The sequence below is a fragment of the Pedobacter sp. AC379 genome (genome assembly GCF_979258145.1).
Map to the genome: position 1 here is coordinate 2,536,832 of NZ_OZ409839.1, position 16,456 is coordinate 2,553,287.

A 16,456-nucleotide genomic window follows, 5' to 3' on the forward strand; every position below is an offset into this window, starting at 1 on the left:
TTAAGATTGATAGCGCCGCATTTTAATATATAATAACGTAAATTGCTGTTTTTAAGAGTTTTGTGACGTGTTATTACTGTTTAATTTTTTTTACTAAATTACCTTATATAGATGTAGATTGAAATAGTGCGAAAGGGCTATTAGGAATTGAGATAATCAGGTTACCAGAATGTTAAATAGACACTGTAACAACCTGTTCTTGTGAATAAGGAGATGGCGCATAATGATATGCGAAGTAGGCAAAAGAATACAAATACGGGAGAATTTTAATTGATTTTTGTTGAATTTCCCTCCATTTATGAAGGGAAATTGCAAATTTTACACTATTTGAAAGCTATTTCCTCAACGATCTTTCCCAGGCCGCACTCTGGCTTTTATTAATATACCTCACAATCCCTGCTGCCACTGCATAATTCATCATACAGAAATAGTAAGGAATAAATAGGGGTTTGATTCTGATACTTTTGCGTTCCATCAAAAATCCAAGTATTGCCAGCACATAAAAAACACATTGCGCGGTAAGTAAAACCGTATAAAATGGAGCACCATGGTTGTAAACAATCCAAATGTTTGTTAAAAGGGCCATAACCAGTAAGAAAGGAGTGATGGTCCACCTTAATACCCTATGCGAAAGATATTGAAAGGTTAAAACAGGATACCGGAAAGGATTTGCTGCAATTTTTAACCGCAGGATTGATTGAATTCCACCAGCGGCAATTCTGATCTTTCGCTTAAGTTCTTCACCTGTATTTTCTGATGCAGTTTCACTGGCATATGCTGCAGGTTCATACGCAATTAGGTAACCTTTTTCGGCAATTCTCATCGCAATCATGTGATCGTCGATAATCGTATCCGATTCAATTGGTTCATATAAAGAGGTACGAATGCTAAAAAGCTCGCCTGCGGCCCCTACATTTGAGTATAATTCGTAATCCCATTTTTTTAGTCTCGATTCGTATTTCCAGTAAAAACCTTCTCCTGCCGAACTCGCATCTGCATGCTCGTTTACCAGTATCCGTTTCTCACCTGCAACTGCACCAACTTTTTTATCCTGGTAATGTTTTACCAGTTCACGCAGGGCTTCCTGGTTTAAAAAGGTATTCGCGTCAGAAAATACAATAATTTCACCATCTACACTTGGCATAGCCCGCTTAATGGCCGCCATTTTGCCGTGGCGGTCGTTATTGTGCATTAAAATCACCTCTTTATACGGGCTAATCAAATCAGGGGTATGATCTGTAGATCCATCTGTAATGAAAATGATCTGTAACAGCTCCTTTGGATAATCAAGCTGGAGCGTATTTTTAATTTTGTCTACAATTATTGTTTCCTCATTCCAGGCGGCTACAAGCAAAGTTACTGAAGGGAGTGCGGCATCTGCCAGGAAATTTTTAGGTTTAGAAAATGACCGTTTAATTTTTATCAGTACATATAGCACCAATCCGTAACCAACAAAAGTATAGGTTACAATAAAAAGGCAGGTCCAGAGGAAAATAATCATTGTTTATCAGCTTTGAATTAAGTCGTTAACAGCAGTAGGCAGGTTTATCATTTCCCTATTGCCGATTGGCACGAAGGTAGCCTAAACAGCATTGTTGCTCAATAGTCCTTTAATACCATTCTATTTCGAGCTACTTACAGTGGGCGCAATTATTAAATTATTGGCCAGTTGGCTTGTAAGGTGGTTTTTCGAATGAAATAAATTCCAGAGCAGTCCTTTGAAAACAAAGGGTATTAGATCGGTTCTGCCTTTAAGAAGGTAGCCAAATAATTGTTTCGGAACCGCTATTAAGAAGTAATACAGGCTAAAAAGCATTACGTTGATCATACTGCTATTGCGCCGCATAAACAACAGGCGATTGCGGGTAAGAAAGTATGTTTTAATGGTACTTTCTTTTCCTACACTCATCGATTCTTTGTGGAGAATATGTGTTTTACCCGTAAACCAGATTTTTTTGCCCGCACGCTTAAACATTTCACACCAATCCAATTCCTCATAATACAGGAAATATTGCTCAGGCATCATTCCAATATGATCGATATCTGCTTTCCTTAACATCATTGCAGCACCATGGCAAAACGATGTTTCATAACTGGCATTGGCATACTGGCCTTTATTTAACTGGCCTAAACCAATGGTTTTATTTCTCCCGGTGACTAAGTTTATAGGTGTGTAACCTGCGTATTGAATAATATCCGGATCATCGTGATAAAGTATTAGGGGAGAGAGGATACCTATTTCAGGGTGGGCAAGCATTTCTGCATTAAGCTGCTCAACAAATCCTGGTATGAGTTCAGTATCATTATTGATCATTAAAATATGCTGTCCGGTGGCTTGTTGTATACCCAGGTTGTTGCCTCCTGCAAAACCAAGATTTACCTCCGAACGGATGTATTTTAGTGTTGGGTAACTGGCTTTAAACTGAGTTTCATAATCGATATCACTGGCGTTATCAACCAAGATTACTTCGATCTCATCTAAAGCACAATTATTTTGAATTGAGTTCAACAGATCAAGGGTAACTCCGGGCTGATTATAGTTTACGGTAATGATTGAGGTTAATGCCATTTCTGCAAAACTACCTAAAGCACTGGTACAAATCTATAGCCTTTTTGGGTGGTTTATGATGCGCAACCGGTACAATTTGCTTATAAAATGTTAATTATAAGCCGCTCTGTATCGTTTACATAAGTCAGCAGCCGATCCAATTAGTGAGAAAAGGCTATATGGGAGGCAAAAGCCTCATGGTAGCTTTGCACGCAACTAAAAACCTCAAAATTCATTTATAAATCAATGTTATCTACAACTATGAAAATCAAATCCACTTTCTTAATTACCGTATTACTCATGCTGTTTGCACATTCGCTTTATGCACAGCAGATTTTACTGATCGGATCAGATTCAAGGGAAGAGAATAAAAGAGGCAATGCCGATTTAATAATGGTTATTACGGTGAAAAAAAAGGAAGTAAGGTTAACTTCTATCTTACGTGATACGTATGTATATATAAAGGGATATGGCAACCAGAAATTAAATGCTGCTTACCGGTTAGGAGGGAAGGAATTATTGATTTCTACCATTAATGCAAATTTTAAAACCAAACTGGTTTCTTCCATCGTTACCGATTTTAGCAATACGGCAAGGGTGATCGACTCTTTTGGAGGAATAACTTTAACAATAAATAAAGGCATCCACCATTATGTAAATAATTATATAGGAGAACAGGCCTATTTAAAGGGTGTGCCGCTTTTGCCGCTTACCCGCACCGGCACTATTAAAATGACTGGCGACCAAGCCCTGGCTTATGCCCGTGTTAGGGTGGCTGGAACTTGTTACGACGATCATGCAAGGGTTGAGCGACAAAAAGATGTAACCAAAGCTGTAATTAGCTATGCTGTGAAAAATAAATCTTTAGCGTTGAAAAATATATCAGATTTATGGTCGATGATAGATACAGACATTAACCTGAAAGATTACTTTAAAACTTTCAGCACATTTTTAAACAAACAACGCCTGCCGCGATCGCAGGTATTTCCGAATGGAAATTTATATACCAATGAAAGGATTGATGGTGTAGGACTTGTACTGAAGATTAAAAATTTCAGAACGGCATCTTACGACCTGAATGATATGATAAGATAAACCTGTGGTTACCAACCGGAGTTTTGTGAATTGATTTAATACCTAATAAATTACAATTATTTAAATGCGAAAAGGAAAAATACTGAGCGTAGATGAAGCTCGAGGACACGGCCTCATTGAAGATGAAAATGAGCAGGAAATTATTTTTAATTTGGAAAGCTTAAACACCAAGGTTGATGTTAGCGATGAAGTGCTGTTTGAAATTGATTTAAGCAGTAGTGGCCTGGTGGCGATCGATATTATGTTGATTTAATTCAGTGTGGCATTTTACCGTTTTTAAAGTTTTCTGCTAAAAACAATTTAAATATAGCTGCAACCTTATCATAATCCTTTTATAAAAATTTATAATGGCTACAATTTGTTTTTAAGCATTAATTGCAAGTCTGTATCCTTTTCCACGAACAACAACGATATTGATATTAGGATCAATTTCCAGTTTTTTTCTAAGTTTAGAGATAAACATATCCAGGCTGCGACCTACAATAACGCCTTCATCTTCCCATATCTCTTTCTGCAGCCGGTTTCGTGCAATCATTTCGTTTGGTGATGATGCGAAAATTGAAAGTAATCGGGTTTCCGTTCCGGTTAAATCTATCATTTTTTCGTTTATAATCAGTTTTCTGTGCTTTGCGTCGAACAAAACTGAACCTAAAGTAATTATACTCAAATCCTTACTTTCTTGAATTGAAGTGCTGTTTGGCTTAGCAGATCTGAGAAAAATAAAGCCAACAAACGCTAAAAATGGAATGCTGCCCAATAAAAGGTGTTTCTTTGCCGTAATTGTACCTGTTGGTTTAAATTTAAGATCAACCATGTAACTCGCTTTTGGTTGCTTCCTTCCTTTGCAAGCCACAATATCATCTCGTTTGTTTTTGGCCACTGCAAAGCCATAGGTTACACTTTGGTTAGCACTGTTCATTACGTTTACAACATAATCAGTTGCCATTGGATCTTTAGCCAACACATGCACTGTGGTGTTCAATAAAGAATCGGTTTTAAAAGTAAGTTCCTTCTCAAAGCTGATTTGATATTCATTTTCAGAAATCTTTTTTATCGGAAGCACTCTAGATGTGCTATCACCCGACTGTAAAAGCAGTTCGTGCCCGATTTGACGAAGCAAAATTTCCCTTCTGGCGAAATCAAAAGTATTTTTATCACTTATATGGAAAGCCACATAAATTACAGCAATTAATGAAAGCAATATCAATACAACCAGGTATTTAGGTTTTCGGGTAAGCAGATTTCGGCTGAATTGCATACGTCAAGTTTTTATTTACAAAGATTACATTTTTATTTACAATCCAAATTTCTCAAGTGGAAAAAGATCAAGGTAGTTTTGCTGCATCAACTAGGATAGCATATGGAAAAATAAAACATATCTATTCCTTTTGAATAACCAAGAGAATCTATAAGTATTTAGTAAAACACAAAAATTATGAAAAAATTGATTTATGCGCTGATGTTACCACTGGTTGTAGTGGGCGGATTAGTATTTGCTAATCCTGAAATTGGCAATGATACGACTAAGAAGCCGTCTTCAAAGCCGCGTTCTATTGCTGAAAGGAATGCCGAAAGAAAAAAGTGGGAGTCTACACCCGATGGCATTAAATACAAAAAATGGGAGGCTTCTCCTGAAGGTAAAAGAGTGTTTACCAGTGCGGCTAAAATAAGGAAGCATACAACTGCTTTTACCAATATGGAAGCTGTTGTAACTGCTCTTTCGCTTCCACCAGGATCAAGGTTAGGTTTTGCTGTGATGGTTAGGATTAATAGCGACGATTATATTTTACAATTTGAGCCAGAAAAGTCACAACTTGAACAATTGCATAGCCTGAGAGTTAACGACAAAATAATGATTAAAAGCCACAGTATATCACATGCACCCAAGTACTCATATCCAATAATATCCTGCGAATATGTGGAGCGAGATCATCAGGTTATTTTTAAACGCATTCCTAAAAAAGGTGGTTGCTGAGTACGAATCCATGGTCTGTGTCTCCACAGACCATTTCTCTCTTTTATCTTATAAGTAATATAAGTATTTGAAGCTTAAGTAATAATGAATGTCTATGGCGTTGCCATTAGTGTTTTGTAGTAAAAAACAATTACATAAACTATTGACCGTTATTTTACTTCACGTTTATCCGCTCCACTATAGGTTTACCAGTTGATTCTTCAGTGCCTTCAATTTCTGCATATTTCACATTTGGGAGCCAGAAACTGCCTCCTTGTATCCTCACAAATAATCGCTTAACCCTTATTGTCCGGTTGTTTATCGTTACCGAAACATGGTAGCTTTTATCACTATATCTTTGTAAATAAAACGGCAGTTTTTTGTGTGATACAAATCTAAATTCATATTTATCTGTCCCCAATGCTTTTGTATCAATGCCATAAGCAAACTTCCTTTGGATATACCCCAGGTCTTTTTTCTGCCCTTTTTCACCATACCTGATCCAATACACCTGAATAGGATTTTTGGTATTGATAGTGCCATTTTCTTTAAGGTTTAGCGCATAAATGAGGGTATTCGTATTTGGATCACGTTGAATATAAAATAGCAAATGATCTATATTTTTTGGTGTCGGAAAATTGATAGGGGATGGATCTTTACCTTGTGCATGGCTTTGAGTTGAAAAAATTACAAGGCTTAAAACAATTGTAAATAGTGTTTTTGATATTCTTAAAGGTGTTTGGTACATTTTATTTTTTTATGTATAAGAGCGGTAGTATGTATTAGGTGTTTTTTGATGTTGATCTTCTGCCGAAATTGTTTCCTCATTTTCATTTCGCTGTGCATTATAAAGCCAATCCGATTCTGCCCTACAATGTTCATAATCATCTAATTTTTCGCAGGAATTGTTTCCCTGAATCTCAAAAAAATCCCTTATTGATGGATAATCAAAATATACCGACATATCATAAAATTTAAATTACCAGTTTTCGGTAGGGGGATAGCTTTTTGATCATTCGCTGAACGCAGAAATTAATCTGCTTTCAAACTCATCTTTTCTGCAATTGCAGAAGGAATTAGCACCTTGTTAATCAACAGGTTGCTAAGACATCAAAGGGCCATTCCCTACGTCTTTCTTGATAAGTATGTATGTAAACAATTTAATGTTTAGACGTCATGGACGGAATCGAACCGCCGTACTAGGTTTTGCAGACCTTTACCTAACCACTCGGCCACATGACTATATGATCTTTTTTAGAAGCCGTTTAACCAGCTTTTAAAGAAGACCCAGCAAAAGTAATAATAATTACTATAAATTCTATAGAAATAGTAGATAATTGTAATTTCTTACATATGTTTTATTTTCTATATCAATTCAATAAACTTGATATTTTTATTTTCAATAATTTTTGAAAGTTTAAAAATATATTATACTTTTGATCAAATATCAGTATAATATGAAAACGTTTCTCCAATCAAAATTGCTGCTGGGAATCATTATCTCAAATGTGGTAACCTTATTTATTATCTGGTTAAATAATCTGCTCCATAGTGAGAAAGATGGTATTTTAGTATTTTCAGAATTTGTAATTTTACCACTTTTAATGGGTATAATTAGTGCCTGGTTTTGGAGAGATCTTAATCTGAAAAGCAGAATATTGATCTGGTATTCTATCCTAAATGGCTTACTTGCCATTTTATTGAGTTACATTTTTTTAAAAGAGGGAACAATTTGTTTAATTATTGTTTCCCCACTTATTTTTGCTTTTGTAATTACAGGTGCATTTATTGGTAAAGCAATGTTTAAGAAGCGTAATCAAACCTTAAATGTAAGTGTTGTTTCTTTATTGCTTGTTGTTTTTATAGCTGATTCCATTTCTGATCACCATTATAGAAATATGGTAAGTGACGAGATAGTTATTAAAGCTAGGCCGGAGAAAATTTGGAAAAATGTAGTGGCGTTCGAAAAAATCAAACAAGCAAATAGCTACTGGCTTTTTAGAGCAGGAATGCCTAGCCCAATGCAGACTACAGTTACCGCTTATAAAAAAGGAGCGGGAAGAAAATGTATTTTTAGCAATGGGTATGTATTTGATGAAAAGATCGTAACTTTTGATATCAATAAGGATTTAACATTTGATATTTTCGGGCAGCCGCAAGATCCTGAAATTATGGGGCATATTGATATTGAAAGGGGGCAGTTTTTATTAAAAGATAATGGCGATGGAACCACAACACTTGTTGGTAATAGCTGGTATAGTTTAAAGGTGTTTCCGATTTGGTATTACGATTTATGGGCAGAAAGTATAACTAGAAATGTTCATTTACGCGTAATGGATCATATTAAAGTACTTAGCGAAAAGAATTAAATATGTTTTCATTTATAGTCAGGCGGTTAAGTTTTTTTAAATCTATCCCCTTGTTTGCTCTGATATTTGATAGCTTAATAAAAATGTGGATGCTGCTTACTAAACCTGAGCGGCTAGATCAGATTGATGGTATAGAAAACACAGTTCTAACATGGGAAGATACCTCTGTTAGTCTACATAAGTTTGGTGGTTCTCAGTTTAATTACAAACAGTTAGAATTTGCTCATATTCACAGCAACGGACTGCTAGATATTCTTTTTACACAAAAAATTAAGGCTGAATTGATGATTGATGGAAGGGTAGAACAACATCATGTATTTAAAAAGTCAGGATGGATAAGTTTTTATATTCAGCATGTTGAAGATGTTGATTATGCCCTGTTCTTGTTGAAATTATCGTATAATAAAGCTGCCGGCAACTTGTATTAGCAATTTAATTACTTTAAACATGGTCCTCGTTTGCAACGAGGATCGATGAGTGCTGCATTTTCAATGCAGGGTTATACTTACATATTGCGATACAATCGCCTCTACAGGGCATCCAAATTGCAAATCGGGACGATTTTAGGTCGAAAAATCTCTAGTTAATTTCTCCGTTAGAAGCGTTTTAGGAGAATCGTCATGCTGTCCTAAACTTTCAGGATCAGGGTATATTTTTGCAAAAAGATACTGAAATAAATTCAGCATGACGATCGCGTTAGGGAAAGCAAGAAAATATTAGTCCATGCGAATTAAAAATTTGCTTATATTATCCTCGTTTGCAACGAGGATCGATGAGTGCTGCATTTTCAATGCAGGGTTATAGTTACATATGGCGATATAATCGCCTTTCTCGGGCATCCAAATTGCAAATTGGGACGATTTTAGGTCGAAAACTCTATAGTTTATTCTCCGTTCGAAGCGTTTTAGGAGAATCGTCATGCTGTCCTAAACTTTCAGGATCAGGGTATATTTTTGCAAAAAGATACTGAAATAAATTCAGCATGACGATCGCGTTAGGGAAAGCAAGAAAATATTAGTCCCTGCGAATTAAAAATTTGCTTATATGGTCCTCGTTTGCAACGAGGATCGATGAGTGCTGCATTTTCAATGCAGGGTTATAGTTAAATATTGCGATACAATCTCCTCTCTAGGGCATCCAAATTGCAAATTGGGACGATTTAGGTCGAAAAATCTATAGTGTATCTCTCCGTTAGAAGCGTTTTAGGAGAATCGTCATACTGTCCTAAACTTTCAGGATCATGGTATATTTTTGCAAAAAGATACTGAAATAAATTCAGCATGACGATCGCGTTAGGGAAAGCAAGAAAATATTAGTCCCTGCGAATAAAAATAGTTGCGTATGTGATCTTCGTTTGCAACGAGGATCGATGAGTGCTGCATTTTCAATGAAGGATTATAGTTATATATGGCGATACAATCGCCTTACTCATGAATCCCGATTGCAAATCGACACGATATTTTGCTTGATAGATTTCTCCATTGTGTTGCACTTCATTAGAGATAAGTTTATCCCAATTTCCTTCCGGTATTGATCACATTTACACCATTAAAACGAGTGGTGGCACTGCCATGAGATACTGCACTTGCCTGCCCTGGCTGGCCTTTCCCATCAGAAAATGTTCCGCCCAATCTGTAATCATTTTTATCGCAGCGTTGTACGCATGAGTTCCAGAATTCTTGTGTATTGGCCTGGTAGGCAGCATCTTTAAACATGCCCACTATCTTGCCTTCCTTAATTTCGTAAGCCAGCTGTGCGCTGAACTGGAAATTATAACGTTGCTGATCAATAGAATATGAATTGCGGCCGAACATATAAATCCCTTTCTCAACATTTTTAACCATATCGGCAGCACTTAAGGCTGCATTTCCTGGTGCCAATGAAACATTTGGCATTCTTTGAAACTGAATACTGTCCCAACTATCGGCATAGCAACAGCCTTGCGATTCTTTTAATCCTAAAATATGTGCCTGATCGCGAATAGTTTGATAGTTTACTAATATGCCATCTTTGATAATATCCCATTTGCCACATTTAACACCTTCATCATCATAACCGACAGCACCTAAAGATCCAGTTTCCAGCTTATCGGCAAGAATGTTCACCTCTTTACTGCCAAAGTTGAATTTTTTACTCTCCCATTTATCCAGCGTTAAGAAACTGGTACCTGCATAATTGGCTTCGTAACCTAAAACGCGGTCTAATTCGGTTGGGTGACCAACAGATTCGTGTATGGTTAGGAAAAGGTGAGAAGGATCTAAAACGAGGTCGTATTTACCTGGGGCAATGGGCTTGGCTTTCAGTTTTTCATCCACATGTACAGCTGCCTCGCGTACATCTTCCAAAATATCGTAACGCTTTTTATACATGGTAACCGGGCCACCTTTAATTTTTTCTTCCTCTTTTGGTTTAAGGTATTCAAAACCCATCCCCATTGGTGCGCTTAAAGCATTTCTGGTTTCAAACTTACCACTGGCTGCATCTGTTTTTGTAAGGGTAAAAGTTGGCCAGATTCTGTGGATATCCTGATCGATATAAGAACCATCAGTTGAGGCAAAATATTTCTGCTCATTAATCATAAAAAGATTGGAGCTGATGTATTTTGCACCACCCTTCATGGCTTCGCTGTTTACCTTTAAAAGAAGATCAACTTTATCTGCAATGGGTACTTCAAAAGCATTAATTTCTATGGGTGTTTTCCAGCTTACATCTCCATATCCTTTTTGCGGGGCCAACTGCACAGGCTCTTCCATTAATTTGGAGTTCCCTTTTGCAATGGCTACAGCTGCTTCCGCAGCTTTTGCAATGCTGGCATCATCCATATTGTTGGTTGCTGCAAAGCCCCAACTTCCGTTGGCAATTACACGTACACCTAAACCATACGATTCGGAATTAGAGATGTTTTCTACCCGGGTTTCCCTGGTGGCCACAACCTGGTTCAGGTACCTGCCTATGCGTACATCGGCATAAGTGGCACCTTTGCTTTTAGCGGCATTAAGTGCAACATCGGCCATTTTTTTCTTCAGCGCAACATCTACAGGTGTTAAAGATTCTTCAACAGAAATGATTTTGCCAAAGGCAGGGATGTTGGGTATTATGCTGGCACCAAGGCCAACACCTGTCATATATAAGAAATCTCTTCTTCTCAATTTTTAGTATTTTTAAATTCTTAAGTGGGTCGTCATTCCCAACTTGATTGGGAATCGTAATGCAATAGCTTTAGGATTTCTGCCTACGCGGGAATGACTAATCGCCTATGTCTGTACTTTGGTTGAGATGACGATTCAATTAAATCGCATCTGATAATGAGGTAAATGTAAAATCCCGTATTTTCATTGGTGGGATCAATCCGCTGCCAGTTCTTACTGGTTTACCCAAAGCTTCTACATTGTTAAGCATAATTACCGGACTTTCATTAAACCTGAAATTCTTGATCGGAAATTTAATCTCGCCATTTTCGATGTAAAAAGTACCATCACGCGTTAATCCTGTTAGTAATAATGTTTGCGGATCTACCGAACGGATGTACCAGAAACGGGTAACCAAGATTCCTTTTTCGGTGCTTTTGATTAAATCTTCCAACGATTGCGTGCCGCCTTCAATGATTACGCTGCGGCTAAACGGAACGGGTTGAACATTTTTTTGTGCAGCCCAATATCTTGAGTAGGAGAGGTTTTTAACAATTCCTTTTTCTACCCACTGTGTTCTTTTTACCGGTAAACCATCGCCACTCCAAGTTGCAGAAGGGATTTCGCTATTCATCGGATCGGAATAGATGTTTACATTTTCTGAAAACAACTGCTCACCTAAACGCGTACCACCCCCTTTTTTGCTCATGAAACTTCTGCCTTCATCTGCACTTCTGGCATCGAAGCCTCTAAACATATTGCTTAATATATCGCTGGCTGCAAGAGGCTCTAAAATAACGGTATATTTTCCGGGTTCAATCGCTTTTGCACCAGCTGAACCATTCGCTTTACCTGCCGCAATTTTGCTTAGGGCAAGTGTATCCATTTTATCAAGGTCGTTAAAGCTTTGCTCAACATAGCCTGAACCTGTTCCTTGTTTGTTGCGTACAGTTACCGAAAATGAAACATCTGTACCTTTATTGTAGGCGAACAAACCTTTAGAATTCATAATCGCATTAAAACGGGTCGAGTTTTCTAAAAAGCCTGCTGCATCCAAACCGGCTGCTTTTGATACACTTAAACTTTTCCCCACCATTTCGGCTCTGGTATCGGGCGTCATGGCTGCAGTTTTAGGATTGAAAGTATTCGATTCTGCAAAGGTTTGCGGACCTAAAAGGGGCATAAACTCTGGGTTTTCGGGAGCCAGCATGGCCAGTTCTTCTGCCCGCTTTACCACTTTTTGCAAAGAGGCATCGTCAAATTCATTTATTGTTGCGGAGCCTGTTTTTTTACCAAAGGTTGAGCTTACACCTAAACTCATGGTACTAATCTGTCCGGCGGTAGAAACTGCATTGCGCGCATAACGGATATTTCCGCCATCCGAACCATTTAAACCTACTTCACAGAAATCGGCTTTCGAAAAACCAATTACTTTTTTTAATATCGCTTGGGCTTCTTCTTTACTTAATATGGCCATAATTATATTTTTCTTGCTGTATTGATAACATTAACTCCATTGAAACGTGTTGTAGAACTGCCATGTGAAACAGCACTGCTTTGTGAAGGCTGACCCTTTCCATCATTGAACGATCCACCTAAACGGTAATCGCTTTCATCGCAAATGGCATTACATGAGTTCCAAAATTCTTGTGTATTGGCCTGGTAAGCAACATCGTTAAGCATACCTACAATTTTACCTTCCTTAATTTCGTAAAAAATCTGTCCGCCAAACTGGAAATTATAACGTTGCTGATCGATAGAAAAACTGCCGTCGCCGATGATATAAATGCCTTTTTCTACATTCTTGATCATATCATCCACGCTTAATTTTTCTTTGCCCGGCTGTAAGGATACATTCGGCATACGTTGAAATTGTACATCATCCCAACCTTGAGAATAGCAGCAGCCATTTGATTCTTTTAAGCCAATAATATGTGCCTGATCGCGGATGGCCTGATAACTAACCAATACGCCATCTTTAATTAAATCCCAGTTTTTACATTTTACACCTTCATCATCATAACCCACAGCACCTAATGATCCCACCTGTGTTTTATCTGCAAGGATATTCACTTTATCACTGCCGAATTTAAATTTTTTCGATTCCCATTTGTCTAACGTAAGGAAACTTGTTCCGGCATAATTGGCCTCGTAACCTAAAACGCGGTCTAATTCGGTAGGGTGCCCAACAGATTCGTGGATGGTTAACCAAAGGTGAGAAGGATCTAATACCAGGTCGTATTTTCCTGGCTCAACCGATTTGGCTTTTACTTTTTCGTTGGCTACACGTGCAGCTTCCTTTACATCCTCAAGCATATCATACCTGCCCTTATACCGGGTTACAATACCGGTAACTTTATCCTCAGGGCGGGCATGCATGTATTCATAACCTTTACCCATTGGCGAACTAAGGGAATTACGGGTTTTAAATTTACCCGATTCGCGATCAACTTTGGTTACATTAAAGGTTGGATAAATGCGGTGAACATCCTGATCGATATAAGAACCATCAGTAGAAGCAAAGTATTTTTGTTCGTTAACCGCAAAAATAACGGAGTTTACAAAGTTGGCACCATTTTGCATGGCCACATCGTTCACATTTAGAAGCAGGTCTACCTTTTCTTTTACAGGAACCTCGAAGGCATTAATTTCGATTGGTGTTTTCCAGCTTACCTCGCCATAACCTTTTTGTGGAGCAAGCTGAACGGGTTCGCCTTGTATTTTGGCGTTGGCTTTTGCAACGGCTACTGCCTGCTCTGCTGCCTTGGCAATGGCATCTTTAGTTACGTTATTTGTTGCGGCAAAGCCCCAGCATCCGTTGGCTAAAACGCGGATGCCTACACCGTAAGATTCAGTATTGGCTACGCCTTGAACTCGTTTTTCGCGGGTGGCTACAAACTGGTTTAAATAACGCCCGATACGGATATCGGCATAAGTTGCGCCTTTAGATTTGGCTGCATTTAGGGCAACATCAGCCAGTTCTTTTTTAATTTTTACATCCACTCCATCAAGTGCTTGTAGCGGGTCTATCGGAGTTCCGAATGCAGCGAGATCGGGCAGGAGTAATGCACCCATACCCATTCCGGATAAGTAGAGGAAATCTTTTCTTTTCAATTGGTTTAGTTTAGTAGGTTTACGATCTCAAGATAGCGATTTGCGACCCTAAATAGGCAAATTGATTATAACATTTTAGTTTCAATGCTGAATATGGGATGTTTTTTTATGAAAACATGTTTTTAGGTTGATAGAGCCACGATTTTAAGTGTTTTATTGGTTTTTTTGCCACGGAAAACACAGAAAGCACGGAATATTTATTTAATTGTCATCCTGAGAAGTAATTTATTTTATCCAAATCAATATAAGTGACATAATTTAAGGAAATGAATACCCTATGATTATCGCCATTGCGAAAAGGCTTTTTCAGCCGACGAAGCAATCTTTATTGCAAGACTCATTAACATGAAAGCTTGCTTCGTACCTCAGCAATGACGATCTTTCCTAATAGATCCGTCAATAGCAACAGAGTAGAAGGATTATTTTTCCAACCAATAAGTTATGTAACAAGCTTTACTGCACTAAGTTGCTAATATCCTCGATTCGTACCATAAAAAAGCGGCTGAGATTAAAAATCCTGCAAAAAACCACCAAATGGATATTTCTTCTTCGATAACAGCATTATTTACCTTTGATTTATTATTAACATTGGCAGAATTTTTAACAAACTGTTGAGTATCATTTAACGTTTGCTGATTTTTAAGTGCCTGCCAATCGGTTTTACGATAAATATACAGCGGCTCAATATTTTGGTTTACCTGTAAATCTACCCAGCCTGTTTTTTGAGGCCAGTAAAACGCATCCCATTGAAAAGGCAATTCCATATTTTGACGTGGACTTAACTTAACCTGGTCTATTTTTAAGATGGGCAACTTTCCAGAAGCAGCCAAGTCAGCAATGATTCTTATTTTTTGATCAACAACAGGGAATTGAGGAATGATGTTAACCGATTGGCTATCATTTCTTTTCCTGGCTGCATTGGCTAAAAGTTTAGACCAGTAAGTTGCATAATCAGTTTTTTTTCCAGAAAGCAACCAATTGTAGGTAGATGAAACAGTTGAGATGAGTACTTTGCCATAACCCTTAATGCTGCTGTTCACCAATATTTTACCTGTAGCATCCGTAATAAGCGGCAGGTCATTTTGATTGGTTTTTAAAAACAATGTTTGCTCAAGGGGCAAAGGATTAAACTTAAAACGATCTTCTGTAAGCATTAAATTCAGTGTTTTTCCTTTTAAAACAGGAGATTCATATCGGGCAAATAATGCACTAAGTGGGGCAGATGGTTTGGTACTTGCCACCCTGATCAGTAATCCCATTCCATTTTTAACCATTATATCTATCGAAGCCCTTTCGTTTGAATTTAAAGCCGCTAGCTCGTCCTCATCAATAATCAGCATGTCGAATTTTTTCAACAGTGAAGTATTGATCTGATTGAGATTCAAACTATCCATATTCAGAAAATCTGAAGCATACTTATTTTTACTGATCTGACTCCGGAATGCCAATGGATATTGGTTTTCGTACAGCCAGTTTTTTAAAAATTTATATTCAAAATCTGGGAAAGAAGCCAGGATTAAAACCTTCATTGGTTCCTGGTCGCCCACCTGTACCGGAACAGGCTCTTTGGAAAGTGTATCCTTCTTTTGCATAGCAATTAACTCATAAACCGCTTTTCCTATATGCTTTGGGCTGGTTTTGAATGAGAATGATTTATTTGTTTTAGCACCAATAACGATATAATCAACTGCTTTACCAAAGCCTTTAAGTAAAAGTTTAACCGTTTCATTACCCATATTCTGGTAAGTTCCTTGAACGATTAAAGTTTCGCTGCTTTTTAACCTGCTTAACCAGTTGGCGGCAATTATTCCGGTTGGCTTTGCCGAAGGATGAAACCCAATCTGGTATCCTTTAAGGTTCTTTAATTCAGTTGCATTTAAGCCATAACCGTATATGTTCAGTTTGTGGATAGTTGGATTCGATTTTAAGAAATAAGAAAGGTCGTTAATGGTGGAGGCTTTAATGTTTTTTACATCTACAAAAGGTAGCGCGTATTTTTTTTCTTTGAGTTTTGCCACTGAATCAGGGTTTGTACCTGCAGTGAGTAAAATAATTTCATCTGCATTTTGCTGCACGTTTGTTTCATATTTGATGGGCACAATTAACAGCACAAAACAGCCAACAGCGATAATACTTGCTAAAATCCGCCAGGTAATTCTTGCTTTATTAGTTCTACGCAACTCTTTGTAAAGCAAAAAAGCCAATAACAATAAACTAGCAACAATAGCGATGTATTTAAACTCCATAT

Annotated in this window: 14 protein-coding genes, 1 tRNA gene and 1 riboswitch; of the genes, 5 read left to right on the forward strand and 10 right to left on the reverse strand. The window is 37.6% G+C overall.

Features of this window, described 5'->3' with window-relative positions; genetic code table 11:
- Nucleotides 1-334 precede the first annotated feature (334 nt).
- Together ACZZZW_RS11475 and ACZZZW_RS11480 are read right to left on the reverse strand one after the other, a co-directional pair.
- Nucleotides 335-1,501, reverse strand: coding sequence for a glycosyltransferase family 2 protein (locus ACZZZW_RS11475; RefSeq protein WP_463493516.1), 1,167 nt, complete (start codon nt 1,499-1,501; stop codon nt 335-337).
- A gap of 120 nt (nt 1,502-1,621) precedes the next feature.
- Nucleotides 1,622-2,569 carry a glycosyltransferase family 2 protein gene (locus ACZZZW_RS11480; RefSeq protein ID WP_463493518.1) on the reverse strand — a complete coding sequence of 316 codons (948 nt, stop codon included), beginning with the start codon at nt 2,567-2,569 and terminating at the stop codon, nt 1,622-1,624.
- 240 nt (nt 2,570-2,809) lie between these two features.
- Here ACZZZW_RS11480 and ACZZZW_RS11485 point away from each other — a divergent pair, with 240 nt between their 5' ends.
- Both ACZZZW_RS11485 and ACZZZW_RS11490 read left to right on the forward strand, forming a co-directional pair.
- Nucleotides 2,810-3,643 carry an LCP family protein gene (locus tag ACZZZW_RS11485; RefSeq protein ID WP_055903533.1) on the forward strand — a complete coding sequence of 278 codons (834 nt, stop codon included), beginning with the start codon at nt 2,810-2,812 and terminating at the stop codon, nt 3,641-3,643.
- A gap of 64 nt (nt 3,644-3,707) precedes the next feature.
- Entirely contained in the window at nt 3,708-3,896 is a 189-nt protein-coding gene (locus tag ACZZZW_RS11490) for a hypothetical protein (RefSeq protein ID WP_055903536.1), read from the forward strand.
- Nucleotides 3,897-4,007: 111 nt separating this feature from the next.
- Here the strand turns inward: ACZZZW_RS11490 and ACZZZW_RS11495 are convergent, their stop codons facing one another.
- Nucleotides 4,008-4,901, reverse strand: coding sequence for a winged helix-turn-helix domain-containing protein (locus tag ACZZZW_RS11495; protein WP_463493521.1), 894 nt, complete (start codon nt 4,899-4,901; stop codon nt 4,008-4,010).
- Between the two features lie 177 nt (nt 4,902-5,078).
- Between ACZZZW_RS11495 and ACZZZW_RS11500 the strand changes: the two genes are divergently transcribed.
- Nucleotides 5,079-5,618: a hypothetical protein gene (locus ACZZZW_RS11500; protein WP_463493523.1), complete on the forward strand. Its 540-nt coding sequence runs from the start codon at nt 5,079-5,081 to the stop codon at nt 5,616-5,618.
- Nucleotides 5,619-5,772: 154 nt separating this feature from the next.
- On the opposite strand, the gene ACZZZW_RS11505 is transcribed toward ACZZZW_RS11500, so the two are convergent.
- The 3 genes from ACZZZW_RS11505 to ACZZZW_RS11515 all read right to left on the reverse strand — a co-directional run bounded on the left by ACZZZW_RS11505 (nt 5,773) and on the right by ACZZZW_RS11515 (nt 6,839).
- Entirely contained in the window at nt 5,773-6,345 is a 573-nt protein-coding gene (locus tag ACZZZW_RS11505; RefSeq protein WP_463493525.1) for a DUF4833 domain-containing protein, read from the reverse strand.
- A 9-nt stretch (nt 6,346-6,354) separates the two neighbouring features.
- Nucleotides 6,355-6,561, reverse strand: coding sequence for a hypothetical protein (locus tag ACZZZW_RS11510; protein ID WP_463493527.1), 207 nt, complete (start codon nt 6,559-6,561; stop codon nt 6,355-6,357).
- 82 nt (nt 6,562-6,643) lie between these two features.
- Nucleotides 6,644-6,743, reverse strand: a riboswitch (SAM riboswitch).
- Nucleotides 6,744-6,768: 25 nt separating this feature from the next.
- Nucleotides 6,769-6,839, reverse strand: a tRNA-Cys gene (locus tag ACZZZW_RS11515).
- A 215-nt stretch (nt 6,840-7,054) separates the two neighbouring features.
- Between ACZZZW_RS11515 and ACZZZW_RS11520 the strand changes: the two genes are divergently transcribed.
- Complete coding sequence (locus ACZZZW_RS11520; RefSeq protein WP_463493529.1) at nt 7,055-7,966, forward strand: SRPBCC family protein; 912 nt, start codon at nt 7,055-7,057, stop codon at nt 7,964-7,966.
- Nucleotides 7,967-8,055: 89 nt separating this feature from the next.
- Nucleotides 8,056-8,394 carry a luciferase domain-containing protein gene (locus ACZZZW_RS11525; protein ID WP_463493531.1) on the forward strand — a complete coding sequence of 113 codons (339 nt, stop codon included), beginning with the start codon at nt 8,056-8,058 and terminating at the stop codon, nt 8,392-8,394.
- A 1,080-nt stretch (nt 8,395-9,474) separates the two neighbouring features.
- On the opposite strand, the gene ACZZZW_RS11530 is transcribed toward ACZZZW_RS11525, so the two are convergent.
- The 4 genes from ACZZZW_RS11530 to ACZZZW_RS11545 form a co-directional block, all read right to left on the reverse strand.
- On the reverse strand, nt 9,475-11,115 hold the full coding sequence (locus tag ACZZZW_RS11530) for a TldD/PmbA family protein (RefSeq protein ID WP_463493533.1): 1,641 nt from the start codon (nt 11,113-11,115) through the stop codon (nt 9,475-9,477).
- Between the two features lie 139 nt (nt 11,116-11,254).
- Nucleotides 11,255-12,571, reverse strand: coding sequence for a TldD/PmbA family protein (locus ACZZZW_RS11535; RefSeq protein ID WP_463493535.1), 1,317 nt, complete (start codon nt 12,569-12,571; stop codon nt 11,255-11,257).
- A 2-nt stretch (nt 12,572-12,573) separates the two neighbouring features.
- Nucleotides 12,574-14,208 carry a TldD/PmbA family protein gene (locus ACZZZW_RS11540; protein WP_055903557.1) on the reverse strand — a complete coding sequence of 545 codons (1,635 nt, stop codon included), beginning with the start codon at nt 14,206-14,208 and terminating at the stop codon, nt 12,574-12,576.
- Between the two features lie 461 nt (nt 14,209-14,669).
- Nucleotides 14,670-16,454, reverse strand: coding sequence for a hypothetical protein (locus ACZZZW_RS11545; protein ID WP_463493537.1), 1,785 nt, complete (start codon nt 16,452-16,454; stop codon nt 14,670-14,672).
- Nucleotides 16,455-16,456 lie beyond the last annotated feature (2 nt).

What these genes read in the sequence shown, in the direction of transcription:
- ACZZZW_RS11475 (WP_463493516.1), bottom strand. Translation starts at nt 1,501, where the DNA reads ATGATTATTTTCCTCTGGACCTGCCTTTTTATTGTAACCTATACTTTT.
- ACZZZW_RS11480 (WP_463493518.1), bottom strand. Translation starts at nt 2,569, where the DNA reads ATGGCATTAACCTCAATCATTACCGTAAACTATAATCAGCCCGGAGTT.
- ACZZZW_RS11485 (WP_055903533.1), top strand. Translation starts at nt 2,810, where the DNA reads ATGAAAATCAAATCCACTTTCTTAATTACCGTATTACTCATGCTGTTT.
- ACZZZW_RS11490 (WP_055903536.1), top strand. Translation starts at nt 3,708, where the DNA reads ATGCGAAAAGGAAAAATACTGAGCGTAGATGAAGCTCGAGGACACGGC.
- ACZZZW_RS11495 (WP_463493521.1), bottom strand. Translation starts at nt 4,901, where the DNA reads ATGCAATTCAGCCGAAATCTGCTTACCCGAAAACCTAAATACCTGGTT.
- ACZZZW_RS11500 (WP_463493523.1), top strand. Translation starts at nt 5,079, where the DNA reads ATGAAAAAATTGATTTATGCGCTGATGTTACCACTGGTTGTAGTGGGC.
- ACZZZW_RS11505 (WP_463493525.1), bottom strand. Translation starts at nt 6,345, where the DNA reads ATGTACCAAACACCTTTAAGAATATCAAAAACACTATTTACAATTGTT.
- ACZZZW_RS11510 (WP_463493527.1), bottom strand. Translation starts at nt 6,561, where the DNA reads ATGTCGGTATATTTTGATTATCCATCAATAAGGGATTTTTTTGAGATT.
- ACZZZW_RS11520 (WP_463493529.1), top strand. Translation starts at nt 7,055, where the DNA reads ATGAAAACGTTTCTCCAATCAAAATTGCTGCTGGGAATCATTATCTCA.
- ACZZZW_RS11525 (WP_463493531.1), top strand. Translation starts at nt 8,056, where the DNA reads ATGCTGCTTACTAAACCTGAGCGGCTAGATCAGATTGATGGTATAGAA.
- ACZZZW_RS11535 (WP_463493535.1), bottom strand. Translation starts at nt 12,571, where the DNA reads ATGGCCATATTAAGTAAAGAAGAAGCCCAAGCGATATTAAAAAAAGTA.
- ACZZZW_RS11545 (WP_463493537.1), bottom strand. Translation starts at nt 16,454, where the DNA reads ATGGAGTTTAAATACATCGCTATTGTTGCTAGTTTATTGTTATTGGCT.